Here is a 23,901-nt window from a genome sequence, read left to right as displayed (position 1 = left end):
TTATGGCACCCCGCGATCCCCGATGCCCAGGGCGGCGAGGGCCATATCCGTCAGGAGCCGCCGGACGGCGGCATCCGATGGTCTGCCGGCACGGCGGCGCACGCTGTGCGGAGTGGAGTTGATCAGGCCGAAGCAGGCGTACGCGCGCGTACGGAGCTCGTCGGGGTCGGCGTCCGGGGCGTCCGCGGCGAGGGCGCTGACCCACAGTTCGGCGTACTCGCGCTGGAGCCGACGAACCGTGCGACGATCCCCGTCTCCGAGGCTCGCCAGATCGCGATCCTGCACTCGGATGACGTCGCTGTCCGCGAGGGCGAAGTCCACGTGGAAGGTGACGAGACCGCGCAGCTGCTCCCGCGGGTCTTCCGTTGCGGCCACCACGCCGGAACCGCCGGAGAGGAGGCGTTCGCTCACCGCGGTGAGCAGCGCGCCCAGGAGGGCCTGCTTTCCGGCGAAGTGCCGGTAGACCGCGGGTCCGCTCACCCCGACCGCCGCGCCGATGTCTTCGAGGCTGACCCCGTGGAAGCCGCGCTCGGCGAACAGGCGTGCGGCTTCGCGGAGCAGCGCGTCGTGCCGATCGGCCTTGGCCCGTCCGCGCTCGGTGGGGGGTCTTGTCATCTCAGTTAATCCTCGCTAACCTAAGACTCGGTTAATGAACCCTAACCAAATTCGTCACGTCCGGACAACGGATGTGACCGGATCGTGACGTCGACGGAGATGACATGAGTGTCCTGAAGAGCGCAATCGATCGGGATGAGGCGTTCACGGACGCGCGCGACGGTCAGTCGTCACTCGCCGCCGCGCTGCGCGATCGGTTGTCCCGCATCGCCCGCGGCGGTACGGAGAGCGCACGGGAACGTCATCGATCGCGCGGCAAGCTCCTGCCGCGCGATCGGGTGGACCGGCTCCTCGACGAGGGCAGCCCGTTCCTCGAGATCGCGCCGCTCGCGGCGGAGGACATGTACGACGGACAGGCCCCCGGAGCCGGGGTGATCGCGGGGGTCGGCCTCATCCATGGGCGCCACATCATGGTCATCTGCAACGACGCGACCGTGAAAGGCGGAACCTATTTCCCCCTCACGGTGAAGAAGCACCTGCGCGCCCAGGAGATCGCCGCGGAGAACGGGCTGCCGTGCGTGTACCTCGTCGACTCCGGGGGTGCCTTTCTCCCGCAGCAGGACGAGGTCTTCCCGGACCGGGATCACTTCGGGCGCATCTTCTATCAGCAGGCGCGGATGTCGGCGGCCGGCATCGCGCAGATCGCCGCGGTCCTGGGATCCTGCACCGCCGGGGGAGCGTACGTCCCCGCGATGAGCGACGAGACGGTGATCGTTCGCGGGCAGGGAACGATCTTCCTCGGCGGTCCTCCTCTGGTGAAGGCCGCGATCGGCGAGGACGTCAGCGCGGAGGAGCTCGGCGGCGGCGAACTGCACGCCCGGCGATCCGGCGTGGTCGATCATCTCGCGGAGAACGACGAGCACGCGCTCGAGATCGTGCGGGACATCGTCGCGACCCTTCCACCGCCGCCGTCGCCCGCGTGGGAGATCGCGCCGACCCGGCCCCCTCTCGCCGACCCCGACGAGCTCTACGGGGTCGTGCCGGTCGACGTCAACCAGCCCTACGACGTCCGAGAGGTCATCGCGCGCCTCGTCGACGGAAGCGACTTCCACGAGTTCAAGCGGTCGTACGGCGAGACCCTCGTCACCGGCTTCGCCCGTCTGCACGGACACCCGATCGGGATCATCGCCAACAACGGGGTGCTCTTCAGCGAGTCGGCGCAGAAGGGGGCGCACTTCATCGAGCTGTGCGACCAGCGCGGCATCCCGCTGCTGTTCCTGCAGAACATCTCCGGCTTCATGGTGGGACGCGACGCGGAGGCCGGCGGGATCGCCAAGGACGGCGCGAAGATGGTGACCGCCGTCGCCACGACCCGCGTCCCGAAAATCACGGTGGTCATCGGCGGTTCCTTCGGCGCGGGCAACTATGCGATGTGCGGCAGGGCGTACGGACCGAGGTTCCTCTGGACCTGGCCGGGAAGCCGGATATCGGTGATGGGCGGTGCTCAGGCCGCCTCGGTCCTCGCCACCGTGAAGGCGGATCAGCTGGCTGCTCGCGGCGAAGTCTTCGACGCCGCGGCCCGGAGCGATTTCGAGGCTCCGATCCGAGAGCAGTACGAACGCCAGGGCGACCCGGTCTACGCCAGCGCGCGCCTGTGGGACGACGGCATCGTCGACCCGGTGCAGACCCGTGACGTCCTCGGCCTCGCCCTGGACGTCGTCTCCCGCACTCCTCTTCCCGAGCCGCGGTTCGGCCTCTTCCGGATGTGACCCTCATGACCGTCGCGCTCTTCGACACCGTCCTCGTCGCCAACCGCGGCGAGATCGCCCGGCGCGTCATCCGCACGCTCCGCACTCTGGGCATCCGCTCCGTCGCCGTCTACAGCGACGCGGATGCCGGTGCCCCCCACGTGCGCGAAGCCGATCGCGCGGTCCGGATCGGTCCGGCCGCGGCGGCGGAGTCGTACCTGTCCATCCCCGCCCTCCTCGCCGCGGCGCGGGAGAGCGGCGCCCGGGCGGTGCATCCCGGGTACGGCTTCCTCTCGGAGAACGTCGCCTTCGCACGCGCGTGTGCGGACGAAGGGCTGGTCTTCATCGGCCCCGGCATCCGTGCGCTCGAGGTGATGGGGGACAAGATCCGCGCGAAGGAGCACGTGGCCGCGCATGGAGTGCCGGTGGTCCCGGGGTTCAGCGCGATCGGGATGGACGACGCCGCCCTCGCGAGGGCCGCGGTCGACACCGGCTTCCCCCTGCTGGTGAAGCCCTCCGCAGGCGGCGGGGGGAAGGGGATGCAGATCGTCCGAGCCGCCGACGAACTGGCGACGGCGGTGGAGACGGCGCGCCGCGTGGCCCGGTCCGCGTTCGGAAACGACACGCTCCTCGTCGAGCGCCTCGTCGAACGTCCGCGTCACATCGAGGTGCAGGTCCTCGCCGACGAGGCCGGGAACATCATCCATCTCGGTGAGCGGGAGTGCACGCTGCAGCGTCGGCATCAGAAGGTGATCGAAGAGGCACCGTCCGCCGTCGTGGATGCCGCCACACGCGAGCTCCTGGGGAAGGCGGCCTGCGCGGCCGCCGCCTCCGTCGACTACCGCGGAGCGGGAACGGTCGAGTTCCTCGTCGCCGGAGACCGCACCGAGGACTTCTTCTTCATCGAGATGAACACGCGTCTGCAGGTCGAGCATCCCGTCACGGAGATCGTGACCGGCGTCGACCTCGTCGAGCAGCAGATCCGGATCGCCGCGGGGGAGGAACTGACCCTCCGTCAGCCCGACGTCGGCATCCGCGGACATGCGATCGAGGCGCGCGTCTACGCCGAGACCCCCGCGCGCGGGTTCCTGCCCGCCACCGGCGACGTTTTGGAGTGGCGCCCCGCCCCGGGCGTGCGGACGGATGCGGCGGTGGAGACGGGATCGGTCGTCACCTCCGACTACGACCCCATGATGGCGAAGGTGATCGCCTCCGGCGACGACCGGGACGCGGCGCTGTCCGCTCTCGACGCCGCGCTCGCCGACACGGTGATCCTCGGCCTCGACACGAACATCGCCTTCCTCCGCTCGCTCCTGCAGGATCCGGAGGTGCGGGCCGGTCGCATCGACACCGCACTGATCGACCGCCTCCCCACCCCGTCGTCCGTGCCCGCGACGCCCGCGATCCTCCGTGCTGCGGCCGGGGTGCTCCCGGACGGCCGCGCGCGTCATGCGGATGCCGCGCACGCGTCTGCCCTCTGGCGATCGGGGTCGGGGTGGCGGGCCGGGGGACCCCGCCCCGCGCGCACCGTGTCCTTCCTGGACGATGACGACGCGGTGCACGAGGTCGGCCTCGAGGGCGGAGAGGACGAGCGGATACCCGGCCTCGGACCCGCGGCGGTGGACTCCGACGGTGCGGTGTGGGTCCATGCGCGCTCCGGCGCCCAGCGCCTGCGTCCGCTCACCCGCCGCGAGGCGACGTTCGTCGGCCTCGCGCGGACGGGGAGGGCGGCGAATGCGTCGTCCCCCGAGGTGGGCGCACCGATGCCCGGCGCCGTCACCGCCGTCCACGTCGCCCACGGCGACCCGGTGGAGGCGGGGGAGCGGATCGTGACGATCGAGGCCATGAAGATGGAGCACCCCGTCCTCGCCCCGCACGCGGGCACCGTGCATCTGAAGGTCGCCGTCGGCGACCAGGTGCGACGAGACCAGACCATCGCCATCGTCCGGAACGCCCACGAGGCAGCTCCGGCGGACTGAGAACCGAGGAGAACCATGTCCGAGAACACCCTCACCGATCCCACGCTGACCGACGAAGAGCGCGAGCTCTCCGCGATGCTGCGCTCCTTCGCCGACGACGTCGTCGCCCCGAGGTCGTACGAGGCCGATCGCACCCGCACGCTCCCGCTCGACGTGGTGGCGGAGATGGGGGAGCTCGGGCTCTTCGGGCTGCCCTTCCCGGAGGAGGTCGGAGGGCAGGGCGGCGACTACTTCTCCCTCTGCTTGGCCGTGGAGGCGCTGGGTCGCGTGGATCAGTCGATGGCGATCACACTGGAGGCCGCCGTCAGCCTCGGCGCCATGCCGATCTTCCGCTTCGGTTCTGCCGAGCAACGCGAGCGGTGGCTGCCCGACCTCGTCGCCGGCCGCGCGCTCGCCGGCTTCGGGCTCACCGAGCCGGAGGCGGGCTCCGATGCCGGCGCCACCCGCACCACGGCGCGTCTGGACGACGGGGCTTGGGTCGTCAACGGCTCGAAGCAGTTCATCACCAACTCCGGCACGGACATCACCCGCTTCGTGACGGTCACCGCCGTCACGGGCGAGCGCGAGGGGAAGAAGGAGATCTCCACGATCATCGTCCCCTCCGGCACCCCGGGCTTCCACGTGCTGCCGGCCTACGACAAGGTCGGGTGGCACGCCTCGGACACCCACCCCCTCGCGTTCGACGACGTGCGCGTGCCCGAGGACCACCTGCTCGGCGAGCGCGGGCGGGGATTCGCCGCGTTCCTCCACATCCTGGACGAGGGGCGCATCGCGATCGCCGCGCTGGCGACCGGTGCGGCGGAAGGATGCCTGGAGGCTGCGGTGGAGTACTCCCGGTCCCGGAACGTCTTCGGCTCGCCCCTGTCGAGCCGCCAGAGCATGCAGTTCCTCATCGCGAGGATGCAGCTGAGGGTGCTCAACGCGCGGCTGGCGTGGCACCACGCCGCGCGGCTGCGCGACGCGGGACGACCGTTCAAGACCGAAGCGGCCATCGCGAAGCTGACCGCGAGCGACGCGGCCATGGACAACGCCCGCGATGCCACTCAGGTCTTCGGGGGCAACGGGTTCATGAACGAGTTCGCCGTGGCGCGGCACTACCGCGATTCGAAAATCCTCGAGATCGGCGAGGGGACGACCGAGGTCCAGCTCCTCGTGATCGCGCGTTCGCTCGGTCTGGTGTGAGCGCGGTAGCGTGAGCGGGATGGAGCCGATCGTCGAACGCGGACGCTACGTCGAGGAACTGCCCGTCGGCGCGGTGTTCTTCCACAGGCCGGGGCGAACGGCCACGGAGGCCGACAACGTCCTGTTCTCGTCGTTGACGATGAACACGCAGGCGCTCCACCTGGATGCGGCGTTCTCCGCGACCCAGCCCTACGGACGTCGTCTGATGAACTCGATGTGGACGCTCGCGACGATGGTCGGGGCCTCGGTCGCCCAGATCACCCAAGGCACCCTCGTGGCACAGCTCGGACTGTCCGACGTGACCTTCCCCGCGCCGCTGTTCGCGGGGGACACCCTGTACTGCGAAACGCGCGTCGTCGACAGCAGGCTGTCGGCCTCGCGTCCCGGCCAGGGGGTGGTGACGCTCGCGCATGTCGGGCGGAAACAGGACGATGAGGTGGTCGCGACGGCGACGCGGGTCGCACTGATGTGGTGTCGCCCGATCGATGCCGATGCGACGTCCACAACCCTTCCGACGGAGACACCATGACCTTCGCCCTCGGCCCCGCGCTCCTGTTCTGCCCCGCCGACCGTCCTGATCGATTCCGCGCCGCGCTCGCACGTGCCGACGCCGTGATCCTCGACCTCGAGGACGCCGTCGCGCCGCAGGCGAAAGCGGATGCCCGCGGCGCCCTCATCGAGACCGACGTCGATCCGGAACGCGTGATCGTCCGGGTCAACCCGGTCGGGTCCGCGGATTTCGTGGCCGACATGGCGACCCTGTCGCAGACCGATTTCCGGCGGATCGTGGTCGCGAAGGCGGAATCACCGAAGCGACTGGCCAGGATCGACGCCCGATTCCGACTCATCGCGCTGTGCGAGACGGCGCGGGGGGTGGCACGTGCGGATCGCATCGCCGAGCTCCCGCGGGTGGAGGCGCTGATGTGGGGCGCGGAGGATCTCGTCGCCTCGCTCGGCGGCACCTCCAGCAGGAAGCCCAACGGACGCTACCGCGACATCGCCCGCTACGCCCGCTCCCGCGTGCTGCTGGCCGCGGGAGCGGCGGGAGTCGCTGCCATCGACGCCGTGCACCTGGACATCGGGGACGCCAAAGGTCTGGCGCGCGAGGCGACGGATGCCGCGGCCTCCGGCTTCGCCGCGACCGCGTGCATCCACCCGTCACAGGTCCCCGTGATCCGCGACGCGTATCGACCTGATGCCGCGACCCTGCGGTGGGCGCGCGGCGTCCTGGCCTCCGCGGCCGGGAACAGCGGCGTCTTCACGTTCGAGGGTCGCATGGTGGACGAGCCGGTGCTCCGGCACGCCCGCGCGGTGCTCGCGCGGGCGGGGGACGCTCAGGCGCCGGCGTAGGAGAGCAGGCTGAGTCGCTCGCGCTCGTACCGCAGGTCGTAGGCGGAGGCGTTGGGCAGCCGCTGGCCCGGCGGCGGGAACGCGCCCGCCGTGGCGTGCCGCAGGAGTTCGCGGATGAGTGCTCCGTGGCTGACGACGATGAGTGACGCCGGTGCCGGCGCGGTGTCGCGGCGAATGTCCGCCACCGCCTCGGCGAGTCCGCCGAGGGCCCGCGCGCGCAGCTGAGGCCAGGGCTCGGCGCCGGGGACCTCGGCGGTGTGCCAGTCACCGAACCGCTGGAAGAATTCCGCGGTCTCCAGCCCTTCGGCCTCGCCGTAGGCGCGCTCGCGGAGCGCCGGATACACGCGGGGAGGCTCGAGGTCGAGGATATCGGCGATGATCTCGGCGGTCTCGCGCGCACGGGACAGGTCGCTCGAGACCACACGCGTGGGTGCCTCGGGGCGCAGGGCGAGCACGTGAGCGGCCTCGCGGGCCTGCGCGCGGCCGGTGTCGTTGAGGGGGATGTCGGTGGAACCCTGGATGCGCAGATCCCGGTTCCAGTCCGTCTGACCGTGCCGGATCATCGTCAGGTGCGTCACGGGACGAGCCTACGGCGTGGATCACGAGGACAGCGCCGGAAGGGCCTCGGCGAGGACGCCGAGGACCTCACTGGTCCCGCCGTCGATCTTCACGGTGGCCCTCGCGTCCGCGCGGGTGGCTCCGCGGTTCACGATGACCACCGGCATCCGTCGCCGCCGCGCGCGTTCGAGGAGGCGGATGCCGGAATTGACCACGAGAGACGACCCCGCGATGAGCAGGGCCTGGCTGGTGAGGACGAGCTGTTCCGCCTCACGGAACTTCTCCGCCGGGATGTACTCGCCGAAGAAGACGACGTCCGGTTTGAGCATCCCCGCGCAGACGGTGCACACCGGGATACGGAACCCGTCGGTGCTCTCGGGGAGCACATCCCCGTCGGGGCCGAGGGCGATGCGCTCCGGCACCCGGATCCACGGGTTCTCCTCCTCGACACGGGCGGCGAGGTCACGCCGGTCGAAGACCTGCCCGCAGTGCACGCAGAACACCCGGCGCATCGTCCCGTGGAGCTCGACCACGCGTCGGTTCCCCGCCCGCACGTGCAGACCGTCCACGTTCTGGGTGACGACGCCGGTGAGCAGCCCCCGCTCCTCGAGCGTGGCGAGGGCCCGGTGCCCGGCGTTGGGGGCGGCGGCGGCGAAGGCGTTCCATCCGAGGTGAGAGCCGACCCAGTACCGCCGGCGGGCGCTGTCGCTGGCGAGGAACTGCTCGACCGTCATCGGGGTGCGCACGGGTGCTCCTCGGCCGCGGTAATCCGGGATGCCGGAATCGGTCGAGACCCCCGCGCCCGTGAGCACGGCGATGCGACGCCCGGCCAGCACCGAGGTCGCCGCCTCGATCGCGGCCTGCGTCTGCGGATCGCCTCCGGTCAGCGTCGTCACGCGCACCCCTTCCGAGTGACGAGTGTAGGCCGCCCGCTTTTCCGGCGCGTTACGCGAGGTGCCAGAGTGGAGGGATGCCGATCCTCCGCGTCAGGGACCCCGCCGATCCGCGCCTGCGCGACTATCGCGACCTCACGGACGTGGCGCTGCGTCGGGTGCGCGAACCGGAAGAGGGGCTGTACATCGCCGAGTCCGCGAAGGTCATCGCTCGGGCGATCGCGGCCGGCCATCGCCCGAGGTCGGTTCTGGTGCAGCAGAAGTGGCTCGCCGAGGTCGAAGCGCTCCTCGCCGGTGATGTCGAGGCGCCCATCCTCCTCGTCGAGGACGCGGTCGCCGAAGCGGTGACCGGATACGCCGTGCACCGTGGTGCTCTGGCGGCGATGACGCGCCCGGCGCCCGTCGATCCCCGCGCCCTCCTGTCGGCGGGGCGCCGCGTCGTGGTGCTCGAGGACATCGTCGACCACACCAATGTGGGCGCGATCTTCCGCTCGGCGGCGGGTCTCGGCGCGGATGCCGTCCTGGTCAGCGCCCGGTGCGCCGATCCCCTGTACCGGCGGAGCGTCCGGGTCAGCATGGGCACGGTGTTCCAGGTGCCGTGGGCACGGCTGCCGGAGTGGGGCGAGGCGCGTGTGCTGTTCCGCGAGACGGGGTTCACGTTGGCCGCTCTGGCCCTCCGCGAGGATGCGGTCGCTCTGGACGACTTCGCCGCCACGGCACCGGCGCGCGTCGCCGTCGCGTTCGGGGCCGAAGGGGATGGCCTGTCGTCCGCCGCACTCGATGCGGCGGACGCGATCGTGCGGATCCCGATGGCCGGGGGAGTGGATTCCCTCAACGTCGCCGCCGCGAGTGCGGTCACCCTGTGGGCTCTGCGTCCTCATCCGTGAGTGGGCTCGTGGCGCGCACGACCGGCATCGGCTCAGGGCGCTTGGCGTGGACGGTGTCGCCCGAAGACTGCTGACGCAGTCGTCGCAGCACCCAGGGGACGAGGTGGGTGCGCGCCCAGACGAGATCGTTCTGCCGTGCGGCGCGCCACGTCCGAGACGGCAGCGGATCCGGCTGCATCGGGGCGAGGTCGTTGGGGACGTTGAGCGCGCGCAGCACCATGCGGGCGACCTCGTGGTGGCCGAGGGTGTTCATGTGCAGTCGATCGTCATCGAAGAAGCGCATGTCCTGCACTTCCTTCAGCGCCCACTGATCGGCCACGATGCAGTCGTACTTGTCCGCGATCGCCCGGATGTTCTCGTTGTAGATCGCCACGCGGCCGCGGATCCCCCGGAAGACGGGCGTGAATCGGGTGTCGATGCCGGTGAACACCACGATGGTCGCTCCCTCGCTGCTCAGCCGCACCACGGCATCCTCGAACAGCTCGGCGACCGCATCCGGATCCCCGCCGGGGCGGATGACGTCGTTCCCGCCGGCGGAGAAGGTGACGAGATCGGGCTTGAGGGCGAGTGCCGGTTCGACCTGCTCGGCGACGATCTGTCCGATCAGGCGTCCTCGCACCGCGAGGTTGGCGTAGGCGAAGTCGTCCACCTGCGCGCCGAGCACCTCGGCGACGCGATCCGCCCATCCGCGCAGACCGTTGGGAAGGGAGGGCTCGGGGTCGCCCACGCCCTCGGTGAACGAGTCCCCGAGGGCCACGTAGCGCCGCCACGGGTGGGCGTTCGGGTCGGAGGCGAACGGGGCGGGTGTCTCGGTGGTGTCCGGCATGGCTCTCCTCGCGGTTCGTGACCGTTCCCCAGGGTAGCCCGGGTGTCGGACGGCTCGTTTAGGGTGGTGAGTCGTCGTGCGCGTCGAGCGTCCGGCGTGCGTCGAGAGGGCTGGGAGGTGTGATGGACGAGGCCGCAATCCTCGAAGAACCCCACTTCGGAAGCTTCGCCGCCGAGCACCTCTCCCCGACCTACCCGCAGCGCGCGCCGTGGGGCACCGCGCAGCGCCTGCGCGCCTGGCAGGCGGAGGCACTCGACCTGTACTTCGGGTCGGACGGCCCGGACGGTCCCGGCAAAGGCCCCCGCGACTTCCTCGCCGCCGCGACACCGGGGGCGGGCAAGACGACGTTCGCTCTGCGGCTCGCCAGCGAGCTGCTGCGCCGCGGGGTCGTCGACCGGATCGTCGTGGTCGCTCCGACCGAGCACCTCAAGACGCAGTGGGCCGATGCCGCGGCCCGCGTGTCCATCCGACTGGATCCGGCGTTCAGCAACCGTCACGCGGCACCGGCGCGGCAGTATCACGGGGTCGCCGTCACGTACGCCCAGGTGGCGGTCAAGGCCTCGGTGCACCAGAGGCTCGTCCTCGATGCCCGCACCCTCGTGATCCTCGACGAGGTCCACCACGGGGGCGACGCGCTGAGCTGGGGCGATGCGCTCCGCGAGGCCTACAGCCGCGCCACGCGACGTCTGCTGCTTTCGGGCACGCCGTTCCGCAGCGACACCGCCCCCATCCCGTTCGTGGAATACCACCCCGATGCCAAGGGGATCCGGCTCTCCCGCACCGACTACAGCTACGGGTACCGCCGGGCCCTCGAGGACGGCGTCGTCCGCCCGGTGCTCTTCCTCGTCTACGCCGGCAGCATGCGCTGGCGCACCAAGGCCGGGGACGAGATGGAGGCACAGCTCGGCCAGGACAACACGAAGGACATCACCTCCCAGGCATGGCGCACCGCGCTCGATCCGCAGGGCGAATGGATCCCCGCGGTCCTGCGGTCGGCCGACCGTCGTCTCAGCGAGGTCCGCGAACAGGTTCCGGATGCCGGGGGACTGGTCATCGCCACCGACCAGACCGCCGCGCGCGCCTACGTCGAGATCCTCGCCGCCCTCACGGGAGAGACGCCCACCGTGGTGCTCTCCGACGAGGCGGAGGCGTCGTCTCGGATCGAGACGTTCTCGAAGGGCACGAGCCGGTGGATGGTCGCCGTTCGGATGGTCTCCGAGGGGGTGGATGTCCCTCGGCTCGCCGTCGGGGTCTACGCGACCTCCGCCTCCACGCCGCTGTTCTTCGCGCAGGCCATCGGACGCTTCGTGCGGGCGCGCAAGCGAGGAGAGACGGCGAGTGTCTTCCTCCCCAACGTCCCCGTCCTCCTCGCGCTCGCGGGAGAGCTCGAGCGGCAGCGCGATCACGCCCTGGACCGCGAGTCGGACGGCGACGACTGGAACGCCGAAGAAGACCTCATGGACGCCGCCGAGCGCGAGGACTCGGCGTCGGACGCGCTGACCGAGGAGTTCAGCTTCCAGGCTCTCGGCTCCCTCGCCCATTTCGACCGCGTCCTCTACGACGGTCGGGAGTTCGGGCAGCTGGCCGTTCCGGGAACGCCCGAGGAGGAGGAGTTCTTGGGTCTGCCGGGGCTGCTCGAGCCGGAGCACGTCCACGACCTGCTCATGCAGCGGCAGGCGCGGCAGAGCCGGCACCGGAAGGACCGCGAGGCGCAGGCCCCCGCGGCAGAAGAGGACGATGGTCTGCCCGCGCCCCTGCACCGCACGCTCAAGGAGCAGCGGCAGCTGCTGAACAGCCTGGTAGGCCTCTACGCGCGTCAGTCCGGCGAGCCGCACGGCGCCGTGCACGCCGAGCTCCGGCGTCTGTGCGGCGGGCCCGCCGTCTCGCACGCGACGGTCGCACAGCTGCAGTCGCGCATCGATCTGCTTCGTCGCCGCGTGCACTCCTGACCGCGGGTTGACCCCTTGAGAATGCCGGGCTACCGTGGTCCCCACGCACGGAAAGCGCTATCCAACCGAGGGTCGACGTTCGACCGCTCGGGACACACATCTGTGACGAGGTTTCGAAGATGACTCCCCACATCCGATCGTTCCGTCTGCCTGTCGCCGCGCTCGCGGCCGGCTGTCTCGTGGTGGGCATGGCCCACCCCGCCTCCGCCCGAGACGAGCCACGCGGGCCGTTCGCCCGCGACCACACCCCGAAGGGACTGACCCAGCTCGAGGATCTGGACCGGGGGCTCGTCGCCCTCGGCACGACGGAGGGCACGTTCTTGTCCTGGCGCCTCCTGGCCTCGGAGGTCTCCGGAGCCACCGAGACGGGCCAGGCAGGCCCCGCCTGGCGGGTCGCACGCGACGGTGACGAGATCGCCACGGTCTCCGACGTGACCTCCTACCTCGACCCGGACGGCCACGCGGAGGCGCAGTACACCGTGACCCCGGTTCGTTCGGGAATCGCGGGGGAGGCGAGCGCGCCGGCTCCGGTCCAGGGGAACGGCTACTTCGACATCCCCCTCGTCCGCCCGGCGGACGGGGTCACCCCGGTCGGCGAGGCGTACACGTATTCCGCCAACGACGCCTCGGTGGCCGACGTCGACGGCGACGGCCGCTACGAGCTGATCGTGAAGTGGGATCCGTCGAACTCCAAGGACGTCTCCCAGGTCGGATACACCGGTGAGGTGTTCGTGGACACCTACACGCTCGAGGGTGAGCTGCTGAACCGCATCTCGCTCGGGAAGAACATCCGCGCGGGCGCGCACTACACGCAGTTCCTCGCGTACGACTTCGACGGCGACGGGCGCAGCGAGCTGATGATGAAGACCGCTCCGGGGACCTCCTCCGCGACCTACCGGGACGGCGACCTGGTCGAGGAGAGCGCGATCACCCTGCCGCGTCGGGACGTCCGGGCGGGCGTGTCGCACGGTGACGACTACCGCATGAGCAACGACGACTTCCGCGCGCACCTCACGGAGATGTTCCTGACGTGGCACGAGCGGGACGAGGTCGTCTCCGGGCAGTGGCCGGCGACGCTCGAGGAGGCGTGGGGCACCGAGGTGCGGCACGACTACCCGCTGTCGCCGGATGCCGCGGCGGAGCTCACCGACTACTTCATCGACGTCTACGCCCCGTCCCGCAGCGGCAACAACCGTCTCTGGAACTTCGAGGGCTTCATCGTGGACGGACCCGAGTACCTGACCGTGTTCGACGGCGAGACGGGCGCGGAGTTGGAGACGATCCCGTACAAGCCGGGACGCGGCGACGACGGGCTGCTCTGGGGCGACTACGCGATGTCCCGCATCGAACCGGGAAACCGCGTGGACCGGTTCCTGTCGGGTGTCGCCTACCTCGACGGCACGGAGCCCTCGGCGGTCTTCGCGCGCGGCTACTACACCCGCTCGACGCTCGTGGCCTACGACTGGGACGGCAAGCGCCTCAGGGAGCGCTGGTACGTCGACAGCGGTCACGCGCCACTCACGAACCCCTTCAACGACGGACCGCACGGTCGCGACGGCACCGACCCCGAGTTCGGGACGCTGACCACCCAGGGGTTTCATTCGCTCAGCGCCTCCGACGTCGACGCGGACGGCAAGCACGAGATCGTCTACGGCTCCGCGACCATCGACGACGACGGCAGCCTCCTGTACAGCTCCTTCGCGGAGATGCCCCCGCAGAGCGCGCAGCCGGGAGAGCAGGCACGCCTCGGCCACGGGGACGCCATGCACGTCACCGACATCGATCCGGCGCGTCCGGGACTGGAGATCTTCACGGTCCACGAAGGGGGCGCATACGCGCCCTACGGCTACGTCCTGCGGGGTGCGGCGGACGGGGAGATCTTGTACGGCGACTACACCGGACGTGACACCGGGCGCGGCATGATCGGTGATGTCGACCCGACGGTCCCGGGACTGGAGACGTGGGCGACTCGGCTGCGCGCCGCGAACGGCACGGAACTCGGAGCCGCCACCGGCCTCGGCACGAACATGTCCATCCGCTGGGCGGGGGACCTCACCACCCAGATCGTGAACGGCAGCGGCGACGCGGTGCCCACCATCGACGATCGGCGGCGCGGGACGCTGCTGAGAGCAGAGGGGACGCGCACCAACAACGGCACGAAGGGCAACCCCGCGCTCGTCGCCGACATCCTCGGCGATTGGCGGGAGGAGCTCCTGGTGCGGACCGCCGATTCCGCGGCGATGCGCGTCTACGTCTCGACCGAGGAGACCCCGCACCAGCTGGCGACGCTGATGCACGACCCGCAGTACCGTGCGGAGGTCGCCCGTCAGCAGACCACGTACAACCAGCCGTCCTACACCGGCTGGCATCTCGGCACGGGGATGGACTTCTCCGCCGTTCCGGTCCTCACCCGCGAGGTCGTCCCGCGCGCCCCCAAGGTGCACGATCGTCCGGGGCGCGGGAAGGACGAGGTGCAGGTGAAGGCGACGCCGGGGATCGCCTGGTACGTCGACGGCGAGCGAGTGACCCACCCCAGCGGGAAGGTCCGCGTCGGCGCCACCGCCGAGATCGTCGCAGTACCCACCGCGTGGTACCGCATCGCCGACGGAGCGACCTCGGCGTGGTCGGTGACCCTCACCCGATGACGCGTCACGGGTGACACGAACCCCGCCCCGACCGCTCTCCGCTTTCCGTGCGGGCGGTCGGGGCGGTCCCGCTTCGGAGGCCCGAAATGCTGGCAATCCTCGGCTTTCGCCGTTGTCGGCGGGGACGCGTCAGTAGCGTGGAGGCGTCCCCCCACCGCCGCCTCGGAAGGCTTCCGCATGACCGCGCCCGCGCCCGCCCACCCCACCGCTCGGGATCGACGGCGGTGGGCGCAGTATCTCGTCGACGAACGCGCCGAGGCGCGCGTCTACCGGGATCTGTCCGTGCGCCGTACCGGCGAGGAGCGTGCGATCCTGCTCGCGCTCGCCGACGCGGAGGGGCGCCACGAGGCTCATTGGCTCGCCCTCCTCGGCGGCGAACCCGAGCGGCTGCCGCGTCCGGACGCGCGGACGCGGCTGCTGTCGTTCCTCGCCCGACGATTCGGGTCCATCTTCGTCCTGGCGCTCGCCCAGCGCGCCGAAGCGCGCTCGCCTTACGAAGCGGAGCCGTTCGCGACGGCCGCCATGGCCGCGGACGAGAAGATCCATCACGAGGTCGTCCGCGGTCTCGCGGCGCGGGGGCGACGCCGACTGTCGGGGACCTTCCGCGCGGCGGTCTTCGGCGCCAACGACGGACTGGTCTCCAACCTCGCCCTGGTCCTCGGGATCGGGGCCACCGGCGTCGGCAGTCAGGTCGTCCTGTTCAGCGGCATCGCGGGACTCCTGGCGGGAGCCCTCTCCATGGGTGCGGGCGAGTTCGTATCGGTGCGATCCCAGCGGGAGCTCCTGCGCGCGACGGAGTCGAACCAGGACGCCGACCATGTGATCCCCGACCTCGACCTCGACGCCAACGAGCTCGCCCTCGTCTACCGCACCCGGGGGATGTCGGAGTCCGACGCACGCGTGCGGGCGCACGAGGTCGTCGCGTCCGCGCAGCGTGCCGACCGTGCGCTGCCGTTCCGTGTCGAGGCGCACCGGCACACGGTGGACGTCGACGAGCACGAGATCGTCGGCAGGGCGTGGGGAGCCGCGATCTCGAGCTTCCTCTTCTTCGCGTCGGGCGCCATCATCCCCGTCCTGCCCTGGATCTTCGGGATGACCGGGACGGCTGCCGTGATCGTCGCGCTCGCCCTCGTAGGTGTCGCGCTGCTGATCACGGGGGCCACCGTCGGTGTCCTCTCCGGCGCGTCGCCCCTGACCCGCGGCATCCGTCAGCTGCTCATCGGCTACGGTGCCGCGGCCATCACGTATGTGCTGGGGCTGCTGTTCGGCGTCACCGTGGGGTGAGCCCGGTTCGGCACCGCACCGTTGACGTGATAGTGTCGTTCCTCGGTTGCGAAACCGGAAAAACCACTCGCGCGGGTGGCGGAATAGGTAGACGCGCTAGCTTGAGGTGCTAGTGCCCGTATAGGGCGTGGGGGTTCAAGTCCCCCCTCGCGCACAGAAGACGAAAGGCCCCCGGAAACGGGGGCCTTTCGCTTGTCACGGCCGCGAAACGTCCGGAGGGTAGGTTGGAGCCCATGCCTTCGCTCGGTCCGGAGATCCCGCACGTCGCCGCTCTCGCGCGCGACCTGATCCGCTTCGACACCACGAACCACGGCGGTGGTCGCGCGCAGGGCGAGCGGGAGGCGGCGGAGTACGCCGGTGCCTACCTCGAGTCGCTCGGCCTCGACGTCGAGTACTACGAGCCCATCGCGCGTCGAACGAACCTCACCACCCGGATCCCCGGCCGCAACCCCGACAAGCCGGCCCTGATCCTGCACGGACACCTCGATGTCGTCCCGGCTGTCGCCGAGGACTGGAGCGTCGATCCCTTCGCGGGGGAGATCCGCGACGGGATGCTCTGGGGACGCGGTGCGGTGGACATGAAGGACATGGACGCGATGATCCTCGCGGCCGTCGGGGATCTCGTGCGCGCGGGTGAACAGCCCGAGCGCGACCTCATCGTCACGTTCTTCGCCGATGAGGAGAACGGCGGGGTCGAGGGCTCCGCGCTGGTCGTCCGTGACAAGCCCGAATGGTTCGCCGGGGCGACCGAGGCCATCAGCGAGGTCGGCGGGTACTCGATCTCCGTCGACGACCGCCGGGCCTACCTTCTGCAGGTGGGCGAAAAGGCCCTCGTGTGGATCCGCCTGGTGGCCCGCGGGCGCGCCGCCCACGGCTCGAGCTTCCACACGGACAACGCCGTCACCGCGCTCGCCGACGCCGTCGCCCGTCTCGGCCGCACGGCCTGGCCCGTGGAGCTGACCCCGGCCACCGCGCGCATGGTCGAGGATCTCGCACGACTCTCCGGGATGGATGCGGCCGACGCCGACGCGGTCGCCGCCGCGACCGGCGCGGCATCGGGATTCCTCCGCTCCACCCTCCGTACGACGACGAATCCGACCGGGCTCGCGGCGGGCTACAAGCACAACGTCATCCCCGATCGCGCGGAGGCGCTCATCGACGTCCGCGTGCTCCCCGGGACGGAGGACGCGGTCCTGGCCGCGATCCAGGAGATCGTCGGCGACGAGATCGCGATCGAGGTCGTCCACCGGGACATCGGGCTCGAGGTCCCCTTCGCGGGCGACCTCGTGGATGCCATGGTCGGAGCGCTCGGGCGCCACGACCCCGGCGTCCCGGTGATCCCCTACCTCATGGGGGGCGGCACCGACAATAAGGCGCTCGCCGAACTCGGAATCGCGGGCTTCGGCTTCGCGCCCCTGCGCCTGCCGTCCGACCTCGACTTCACCGGGATGTTCCACGGCGTGGACGAGCGCGTGCCGATCGACGCCCTCGTCTTCGGCCAGACCGTCCTGGCAGACCTCATCCGCACCTACTGACGCACCCGCATCTCCCGACGCATCCGGATGCCGCGGCATCCGCCTCCCCACGAAAGGCGCCCATGCTGTTCGAGGCGATCTTCCTCGGCCTGATCCAGGGGCTGACCGAGTTCCTCCCCATCTCCTCCAGTGCGCACCTGCGCATCGTGGGGGAGTTCATGCCGTCCGCGCAGGACCCCGGCGCCGCCTTCACCGCGATCACGCAGATCGGCACGGAGGCTGCGGTGGTGGTGTTCTTCTGGCGCGACATCGTCCGCATCATCACCGCCTGGTTCCGCTCCCTGGCGGGCAAGGTGCCGCGGAACGACCCCGACGCCCGCATGGGCTGGCTGATCATCATCGGCAGCCTTCCGATCGTCGTTCTGGGGCTGCTCTTCGAAGACCAGATCGAGACCACCTTCCGCTCGCTGTGGGTCATCGCGGTCATGCTGATCGCCTTCGGCATCCTGCTCGGCATCGCCGACTACGTCGGTGCCAAGCGTCGCAAGCTCGACCAGCTCACCGTCGGGCACGGTGTCGTGTTCGGATTCGCGCAAGCGCTCGCCCTCATTCCCGGGGTGTCCCGTTCGGGCGGAACGATCACGGCGGGGCTGTTCCTCGGCTACGAGCGCGCCGCAGCGGCTCGTTACGCCTTCCTCCTGGCGATCCCCGCGGTCTTCGGCAGCGGGTTCTACCAGCTCGGGAAGAGCTGGAACCAGGAGGGGCCGTTCACCCTCGTCGAGACGGGCGCGGCGACCGTCGTCGCGTTCGTCGTCGCCCTCGCCGTCATCGCCTTCTTCATGAGTTGGATCTCCAAGCGGAGCTTCCTGCCCTTCGTGATCTACCGGATCGCTCTGGGGTCGGTGGTCCTGGTGCTGCTCTCGACGGGCGTCCTCTCGGCGTACTGACCGGAGTCAGCGGCGGGGATCGTCGCGACCCGGCTTGCCGGGTCCGTCGCCGCGGCGACGCAGATAGCGTTCGAACTCCTGCGCGATCGCGTCGCCGGACGCCTCGGGCGAATCCCACGTGTCGCGGGTGGTCTCGAGCTGGCGGATGTACTCCGTCATCTCCTCGTCGTCCGCCGCGGCGGCGTCGATCGATGCCTCCCACGCCGCGGCGTCGGTCGGCAGGGACCCGTGGGAGATGTCCGCGCCGGTGAGGTCCTCGAGGCGGTCGAGGAGGGCGAGGGTGGCTTTGGGCGACGGCGTGTGCCCGGCCACGTAGTGGGGCACGCTCGCCCAGAGGCTCGCCGCGGGGATGCCGGCGGCGTCCGCGGCGTGCGCGAGCGCGCTGAGGATCCCCACCGGTCCCTCGTAGGAGCTGCGCTCGAGATCGAGGGCGGCACGGAGCTGATCGTTGTCGCTGCCGGCGAAGACCGAGATCGGCCGGGTATGGGGGACATCGGACATCATCGACCCGAGCGCCACGAACCCGGTGACGTCTTCGCGGAGCGCGATGTCGACGAACTCGTTCGCGAACGCCTGCCACGCGCGTGCCGGCTCGACGCCGGTGAGCAGTAGGAGCTCGGTGCCGCCGGACGAGGTGGTCGGGCGCAGAAGCGTGGCCTCCGGCCACCGGAGGGTGCGCTTGCCTTCCGCATCGGCGGCGATGTGCGGTCGCGTGTACTGGTAGTCGAAGTACAGCTCGGGGTCGACCGAGAACACCGATTCGTACTCCCCGGCGTCCCGCAGGTGCGCGAGCGCGGACGAGGCGGCCTCGCCCGCGTCGTTCCAGCCGTCGAACGCGGCGACGAGCACCCGGCGTCCCAGTCCGTCCACGCGACCTCCTCCTGCCCGCCGGCGCGGGCTGTCTCCAGGATAGGCCCGTACCATGGGGCGGATGACGTCTCCCACCCTCGCCGCGGTCCTCTGGGACATGGACGGAACGCTCGTGGACACCGAGCCCTACTGGATGAACGCCGAGACACCGCTCGTGGAGGCTCACGGCGGTTCGTGGTCGCACGAGCAGGCCCTGGGCCTCGTCGGGCTCGGTCTCGAGGACTCCGCCCGCATCTTCCAGGAAGCCGGCGTCCGCATGGGTGTGCACGAGATCATCGACCACCTCACCGACGACGTGATGCGCCAGCTCGCCGAGACCGGCGTGCCCTTCCGCCCGGGGGCGCGCGAGATGCTCTCCGCACTGAAGGAGGCGGGCATCCGCACGGCTCTCGTGACGATGTCGATGCGTCGGATGGCGACGACCGTGGTCGATCTGATCGACTTCGACGCGTTCGACGTGATCATCGCCGGTGATGACGCGACCCGCCCCAAACCACATCCGGACCCGTACCTGCAGGCCTGCGCCGCGCTCGGCGTGGACCCGACCGAGGTGGTCGCCATCGAGGACTCCCCGAACGGACTCCGCTCCGCGGTCGCCTCCGGAGCGGCGTCCATCGGCGTCCCGCTCATGGTCTCCCTCGAAGGCGCCGGCGCGCATGCGCTGTGGCCGAGCCTCGAAGGACGGTCGGTGGACGACCTCCGGGCCGTCCACGCCGCCCACGCCGCACGTCGTCGGACGGAGGCCTCCGCATGAGCGGGCGGCCGAGCGGTCCGTTCCGGCTGGGCGACCGGGTGCAGCTGACCGGTCCGAAGGGACGCCTGCACACCATCACCCTCCGCGAGGGGGGAGAGATGCACACGCATCACGGAGTGCTTCGTCACGCCGATCTCGTGGGCCTCCCCGACGGCAGCGTCGTCACCGGCAGCGGGGGGCACGAATACCTCGCCCTGCGACCGCTGCTCCGGGATTTCGTGATGTCCATGCCGCGGGGTGCGGCGATCGTGTATCCGAAGGATGCCGCGCAGATCGTCGCGGAAGCGGACGTGTTCCCCGGGGCCGTCGTCGTGGAGGCGGGCGTCGGGTCCGGCGCCCTCTCGCTCTGGCTCCTGCGTGCGATCGGTCCGCACGGGAGGCTCGTGTCGTTCGAGCGGCGCGAGGATTTCGCCGAGGTCGCGCGGGCGAACGTGGAGACCTTCGCCGGGGACACCCCGGAGAACTGGGAGGTCGTGGTCGGCGACCTGGCCGCCGCACTCCCGGAGACGCTGCCCGCGGCATCCGTCGACCGGGTCGTGCTCGACATGCTCGCCCCCTGGGAATGCATCGACGTCGTGGCCGATGCCCTCACGCCGGGCGGGGTCGTGCTCTGCTACGTCGCCACGGCCACGCAGCTGAGCCGCGTGGCGGAGTATCTGCGCGGGACCGGACTGTTCACCGATCCCGAGGCGAGCGAGACGATGGTCCGCGGGTGGCATGTCGAGGGACTCGCCGTGCGTCCCGACCACCGCATGATCGCCCACACCGGGTTCCTGATCTGGGCGCGGCGCCTCGCACCCGGCGCCGTCGCACCGGAGCAGAAGCGCCGCGCGTCCAAGTCCAGCTACTCGGACGAGGACGTGGAGCTGTGGACGCCCGGCGCCGTCGGCGATCGGGAGATCACGGACAAGAATCTGCGCAAGCGCGTGCGGGAGGCCCGCCGTGCGGCAGACGCCGCGATCGAGGCGCAGCGCCGCGAGGGGGCACCCGACGCTTCCGCCTAGAATCGTCGGGTGCGTACCTTCTCCGCTGCCCTGACGATCCTGGGTCTGGCCGCTGTCGGCCTGACCGGTTGCGCCGCTCCGGCGGACACCACCTGCGACCGGCCCGCCGGAGAAGCGGGGGTGCTCGATCTGGTCTCCGTGTCCGGAGCGGCCGACGCGCTGCCGGAGGTGGACGTCTACACCCCGTTCCGGACGGACGAGTGGGCCGCGCGCGACGACGTCACGGGCGAGGGCACGCCCATCACGACGGACGACCAGCTCGTCGTGGTCGACATCGCCCTCATCGGCGGCGACTCGGGAGAGACCGTCATCGCGACGCCGTACGACGGCGATCTGACGCGGGTGACCACGCTGTCCCAGTGGGTCAACACGTTCCCGGCGTTCTCCGACGCGCTCTCGTGCGCGACGGAGGGATCGCGGGTGACGGTGGCGCTGGCGCCCGGCGACATCGCCGAGGGCGCGGCGGAAGGGCTCGGGCTCGCCGCCGACGAGTCGGCCCTCGCGATCGTGGACGTCCGGAAGGTCTACCTGGCGAAGGCCGACGGCGCCGACCAGTACACCGACGGCTTCGGGCTGCCCTCTGTCGTCCGTGCTCCGGACGGCCAGCCGGGCCTCATCATCCCGGAGGGTGCGCCGCCGAGCGACCTCGTCGTGCAGACCCTGAAGAAGGGCGACGGGCCCGTCGTCACGGGTGACGCACCCGTGCGCGTGCACTACACCGGTGTGACGTGGGCCGAGCGCGAGGAGTTCGACTCGTCGTGGGGCGAGGCTCCGGTCTCCCTCACTCTGGACGGGGTGGTGCCCGGATTCGCTGCTGCGCTCGAGGGGCAGACCGTGGGATCCCAGGTGCTCGTGGTGATCCCGCCCGACCAGGGGTACGGAGAGACCGCGCAGGGTGACATCCCCGCGGGGTCGACCCTGGTCTTCGTGATCGACATCCTCGGGCTCGACGCCGCGCCGTGATCGGAGGGGATCGGCCGTCCGGTGGCACGACCGTAGGATGAAGGCGATGTCAGCCCCGTCCGCGAAGATCCCGCCCGAGGAGCGACTGGTCAATCTGGTCGTCGCCCTCCTCGCCACCGAGCAAGGGCTCACGAAGGACGCCGTCCTCGCGTCGGTCGCCGGTTATCGCGAGCAGGGTATGGCCGGCGCGTCCAAGGATGCGCTGGAGAAGATGTTCGAGCGTGACAAGGAGAATCTTCGCGCGCTGGGCGTGCCGATCGAGACCATCGGGGACTGGCTCGATCCGGATGACCTCCGTGAGGCCCGCTACCGCATCCCGACCTCCGAGTACGAGCTCCCCGCCGACATCGACTTCCGCCCCGATGAGATCGCGCTGCTCAATCTCGCCGCCGAGGTCTGGGGGGAGAGCTCGATGTCGGACGGCGCGCGCGGCGCGCTGCGCAAGATCCGCGCCCTCGGGATCGCCGTCGACGCGCCGATCGTCGGCTTCGCCCCCCGCATCAGCCTCCGAGACCCCGCGTTCGCACCGATGCAGCAGGCCATCGAGAGCGCGCGGGTCATCGCCTTCGACTACCTCAAGCCGGGGGAGCGGGCACCCCGACGGCGCCGCATCCGGCCCTTGGCTCTCGTGGACTACGAGGCACGCTGGCACGTCTTCGGCTGGGACCTGGACCAGGATGCCGAACGCACCTTCCTCCTCTCCCGGGTGGTGGGCGATGCCGTCCCGACCCGCGAGCGGTTCGATCCGGCGATGCGCGAGGGCGCCGGCGCACGCGCGCGCGCAGGCCTGGAGCAGGTGGCGTCCCGCAATGTCGCACTCCTCGAGGTCGACCCCGGAACCGAGGCCGCGCTGCGCCTCGCGCGCCGCGCCCTCCCGGCGGAGCAGGGCATCCGCGTGCCGTTCGTCGATCTGCACGTCTTCGCCGACGAGCTCGCGTCCTACGGTCCGGAGGTGAGGGTTGTGGAGCCCGATGCGCTCCGCGACCAGGTCGTGGCGCGACTGATCGCCGTCCGCGACCGGCACGAGGTGGCCTCGTGAGCGCGCGGCCGCAGCTCGCCACCGATCGGGCGGCGCTCATGCTCCAGCTGGTGCCGTACCTCGTCGGGAAGGGGGAGGTCTCCGTCCTCGAGGCGGCGGAGGCCTTCGATGTCGCGCCGGAGCAGATGCGGGCGATGGTGCAGAAGCTCACTGTGATCGGGCTGCCCGGCGATCAGGGCTTCTGGCAGATGTCCAACGACCTGTTCGATATCGACTGGGATCTGCTCGAGCAGCAGGATCGCATCGTCATCACCAACACCGTCGGTCTGGAGCGGGCCCCCCGCCTGACCGCGCGCGAAGCGGCGGCGCTCCTGGCGGGTCTCCAGCTGGCGCGTTCGATTCCGGGCGTCGGCGACTCGGAGGTCTTCAACGGACTCCTCGCCAAGCTCGCCCGCGGCGCGTCGGCGGCACCGGCGGATCTCGTGATGGTGCCCGGCCCCGTGGACGACGCCCGGTCAGCCGTGGCCGAAGCCCTGGACCGTGCGGTGGCGGTCTCCTTCACCTACAAGGCTCCCGACGCCGCACCCACGACCCGCACCGTCGATCCGGTGAAGGTCCACATCGCCGACGGCCAGTGGTATCTGCAGGGATGGTGCCATCTGCGCCAGGGCATGCGAACTTTCCACCTCGACCGGGTGAGCGATCTGACGGTGACGGAGATCCCCGTCACCCATGTTCCGGACTCGGTCCCGGGATGGCTGGAGGGCGCCGGTGGCGATGTGCCGGCGCGGGTCCGCTTCCCCGTGCACTCCGCTCCGCTGCTCGGCGACTATCTGGATCGCGCGCACATCGAGGTCGCGTCCGACGGCGTGACCGCGGAGGCGACGATGCGGGTGGCCGACGCGTACAGCCTCCGGCGGTTGGCGGCGCGGCGCGGCGGCGAGCTGGAGATCCTCGCCCCGGTGGAGGCGCGGCGCGCCGCGGCGGAATGGGCCGAAGCGGGGCTCGCCCAGTATCGGTGACGATATGCGGGGGTAGGATGGCGCGTACGCC

At 70.8% G+C, this 23,901-nt stretch carries 21 protein-coding genes and 1 tRNA gene; 17 read left to right on the top strand and 5 right to left on the bottom strand.

Going from position 1 to position 23,901, the window contains the following annotated elements; translation table 11 throughout:
- The gene (locus tag AB0O93_RS06225) at nucleotides 1-615 is read right to left on the bottom strand and encodes a TetR/AcrR family transcriptional regulator (RefSeq protein WP_363341541.1); all 615 of its coding nucleotides are present in this window, start codon (nucleotides 613-615) and stop codon (nucleotides 1-3) included.
- Between the two features lie 104 nt (nucleotides 616-719).
- On the opposite strand from AB0O93_RS06225, the gene AB0O93_RS06220 reads away from it, so the two are divergent.
- From AB0O93_RS06220 to AB0O93_RS06200, 5 genes are read left to right on the top strand one after another with little or no spacing between them, the layout of a single operon-like run.
- Nucleotides 720-2,324 (top strand): carboxyl transferase domain-containing protein, encoded by a 1,605-nt coding sequence (locus AB0O93_RS06220; protein ID WP_363341539.1) that lies wholly within the window; start codon nucleotides 720-722, stop codon nucleotides 2,322-2,324.
- Nucleotides 2,325-2,329: 5 nt separating this feature from the next.
- Nucleotides 2,330-4,282 carry a biotin carboxylase N-terminal domain-containing protein gene (locus AB0O93_RS06215; RefSeq protein ID WP_363341537.1) on the top strand — a complete coding sequence of 651 codons (1,953 nt, stop codon included), beginning with the start codon at nucleotides 2,330-2,332 and terminating at the stop codon, nucleotides 4,280-4,282.
- A 15-nt stretch (nucleotides 4,283-4,297) separates the two neighbouring features.
- Complete coding sequence (locus AB0O93_RS06210) at nucleotides 4,298-5,464, top strand: acyl-CoA dehydrogenase family protein (protein WP_363341535.1); 1,167 nt, start codon at nucleotides 4,298-4,300, stop codon at nucleotides 5,462-5,464.
- A gap of 19 nt (nucleotides 5,465-5,483) precedes the next feature.
- A complete protein-coding gene (locus tag AB0O93_RS06205) occupies nucleotides 5,484-5,993 on the top strand; it encodes a MaoC family dehydratase (RefSeq protein WP_363341533.1) in 510 nt (169 codons plus the stop codon).
- Nucleotides 5,990-6,814, top strand: a complete 825-nt coding sequence (locus tag AB0O93_RS06200) for a CoA ester lyase (protein WP_363341531.1) — start codon at nucleotides 5,990-5,992, stop codon at nucleotides 6,812-6,814. The genes AB0O93_RS06205 and AB0O93_RS06200 overlap by 4 nt, the downstream gene beginning before the upstream one ends.
- Here the strand turns inward: AB0O93_RS06200 and AB0O93_RS06195 are convergent.
- On the bottom strand, nucleotides 6,799-7,392 hold the full coding sequence (locus AB0O93_RS06195) for a histidine phosphatase family protein (protein WP_363341529.1): 594 nt from the start codon (nucleotides 7,390-7,392) through the stop codon (nucleotides 6,799-6,801). The two genes, AB0O93_RS06200 and AB0O93_RS06195, sit on opposite strands and share 16 nt — an antisense overlap.
- Before the next feature lie 21 nt (nucleotides 7,393-7,413).
- Entirely contained in the window at nucleotides 7,414-8,259 is an 846-nt protein-coding gene (locus tag AB0O93_RS06190; protein ID WP_363341871.1) for a Sir2 family NAD-dependent protein deacetylase, read from the bottom strand.
- Between the two features lie 83 nt (nucleotides 8,260-8,342).
- Here AB0O93_RS06190 and AB0O93_RS06185 point away from each other — a divergent pair, with 83 nt between their 5' ends.
- Nucleotides 8,343-9,152 carry an RNA methyltransferase gene (locus AB0O93_RS06185; protein ID WP_363341527.1) on the top strand — a complete coding sequence of 270 codons (810 nt, stop codon included), beginning with the start codon at nucleotides 8,343-8,345 and terminating at the stop codon, nucleotides 9,150-9,152.
- Here the strand turns inward: AB0O93_RS06185 and AB0O93_RS06180 are convergent.
- On the bottom strand, nucleotides 9,121-9,978 hold the full coding sequence (locus AB0O93_RS06180) for an SGNH/GDSL hydrolase family protein (RefSeq protein WP_363341525.1): 858 nt from the start codon (nucleotides 9,976-9,978) through the stop codon (nucleotides 9,121-9,123). The two genes, AB0O93_RS06185 and AB0O93_RS06180, sit on opposite strands and share 32 nt — an antisense overlap.
- Before the next feature lie 122 nt (nucleotides 9,979-10,100).
- On the opposite strand from AB0O93_RS06180, the gene AB0O93_RS06175 reads away from it, so the two are divergent.
- The 6 genes from AB0O93_RS06175 (at nucleotide 10,101) to AB0O93_RS06150 (ending at nucleotide 18,278) form a co-directional block, all read left to right on the top strand.
- Nucleotides 10,101-11,927 carry a DEAD/DEAH box helicase gene (locus tag AB0O93_RS06175; protein ID WP_363341523.1) on the top strand — a complete coding sequence of 609 codons (1,827 nt, stop codon included), beginning with the start codon at nucleotides 10,101-10,103 and terminating at the stop codon, nucleotides 11,925-11,927.
- Between the two features lie 119 nt (nucleotides 11,928-12,046).
- Entirely contained in the window at nucleotides 12,047-14,572 is a 2,526-nt protein-coding gene (locus AB0O93_RS06170) for a rhamnogalacturonan lyase (RefSeq protein ID WP_363341521.1), read from the top strand.
- A 177-nt stretch (nucleotides 14,573-14,749) separates the two neighbouring features.
- Nucleotides 14,750-15,856, top strand: coding sequence for a VIT1/CCC1 family protein (locus AB0O93_RS06165; protein ID WP_363341519.1), 1,107 nt, complete (start codon nucleotides 14,750-14,752; stop codon nucleotides 15,854-15,856).
- Between the two features lie 69 nt (nucleotides 15,857-15,925).
- A tRNA-Leu gene (locus tag AB0O93_RS06160) sits at nucleotides 15,926-16,010 on the top strand.
- Nucleotides 16,011-16,089: 79 nt separating this feature from the next.
- The gene (locus AB0O93_RS06155; protein ID WP_363341517.1) at nucleotides 16,090-17,391 is read left to right on the top strand and encodes a M20/M25/M40 family metallo-hydrolase; all 1,302 of its coding nucleotides are present in this window, start codon (nucleotides 16,090-16,092) and stop codon (nucleotides 17,389-17,391) included.
- 62 nt (nucleotides 17,392-17,453) lie between these two features.
- Nucleotides 17,454-18,278 (top strand): undecaprenyl-diphosphate phosphatase, encoded by an 825-nt coding sequence (locus AB0O93_RS06150; protein WP_363341515.1) that lies wholly within the window; start codon nucleotides 17,454-17,456, stop codon nucleotides 18,276-18,278.
- A gap of 6 nt (nucleotides 18,279-18,284) precedes the next feature.
- On the opposite strand, the gene AB0O93_RS06145 is transcribed toward AB0O93_RS06150, so the two are convergent.
- On the bottom strand, nucleotides 18,285-19,148 hold the full coding sequence (locus tag AB0O93_RS06145) for a PAC2 family protein (protein WP_363341513.1): 864 nt from the start codon (nucleotides 19,146-19,148) through the stop codon (nucleotides 18,285-18,287).
- 61 nt (nucleotides 19,149-19,209) lie between these two features.
- On the opposite strand from AB0O93_RS06145, the gene AB0O93_RS06140 reads away from it, so the two are divergent.
- From AB0O93_RS06140 to AB0O93_RS06120, 5 genes are read left to right on the top strand one after another with little or no spacing between them, the layout of a single operon-like run.
- Complete coding sequence (locus AB0O93_RS06140; RefSeq protein ID WP_363341511.1) at nucleotides 19,210-19,902, top strand: HAD family hydrolase; 693 nt, start codon at nucleotides 19,210-19,212, stop codon at nucleotides 19,900-19,902.
- Nucleotides 19,899-20,906, top strand: coding sequence for a tRNA (adenine-N1)-methyltransferase (locus tag AB0O93_RS06135; protein ID WP_363341509.1), 1,008 nt, complete (start codon nucleotides 19,899-19,901; stop codon nucleotides 20,904-20,906). The genes AB0O93_RS06140 and AB0O93_RS06135 overlap by 4 nt, the downstream gene beginning before the upstream one ends.
- A 9-nt stretch (nucleotides 20,907-20,915) precedes the next feature.
- Nucleotides 20,916-21,869 carry an FKBP-type peptidyl-prolyl cis-trans isomerase gene (locus AB0O93_RS06130; protein WP_363341507.1) on the top strand — a complete coding sequence of 318 codons (954 nt, stop codon included), beginning with the start codon at nucleotides 20,916-20,918 and terminating at the stop codon, nucleotides 21,867-21,869.
- Between the two features lie 46 nt (nucleotides 21,870-21,915).
- The gene (locus AB0O93_RS06125; RefSeq protein WP_363341505.1) at nucleotides 21,916-22,908 is read left to right on the top strand and encodes a WYL domain-containing protein; all 993 of its coding nucleotides are present in this window, start codon (nucleotides 21,916-21,918) and stop codon (nucleotides 22,906-22,908) included.
- Nucleotides 22,905-23,870 carry a WYL domain-containing protein gene (locus AB0O93_RS06120; RefSeq protein WP_363341503.1) on the top strand — a complete coding sequence of 322 codons (966 nt, stop codon included), beginning with the start codon at nucleotides 22,905-22,907 and terminating at the stop codon, nucleotides 23,868-23,870. The genes AB0O93_RS06125 and AB0O93_RS06120 overlap by 4 nt, the downstream gene beginning before the upstream one ends.
- The last annotated feature ends 31 nt before the right edge of the window (nucleotides 23,871-23,901 follow it).

This window comes from Microbacterium sp. NPDC077184 (genome assembly GCF_040687055.1).
Classification (GTDB): domain Bacteria; phylum Actinomycetota; class Actinomycetes; order Actinomycetales; family Microbacteriaceae; genus Microbacterium.
Note: the sequence above shows the minus strand (reverse complement) of the source record. Positions and strands in the feature narration are given on the sequence as shown.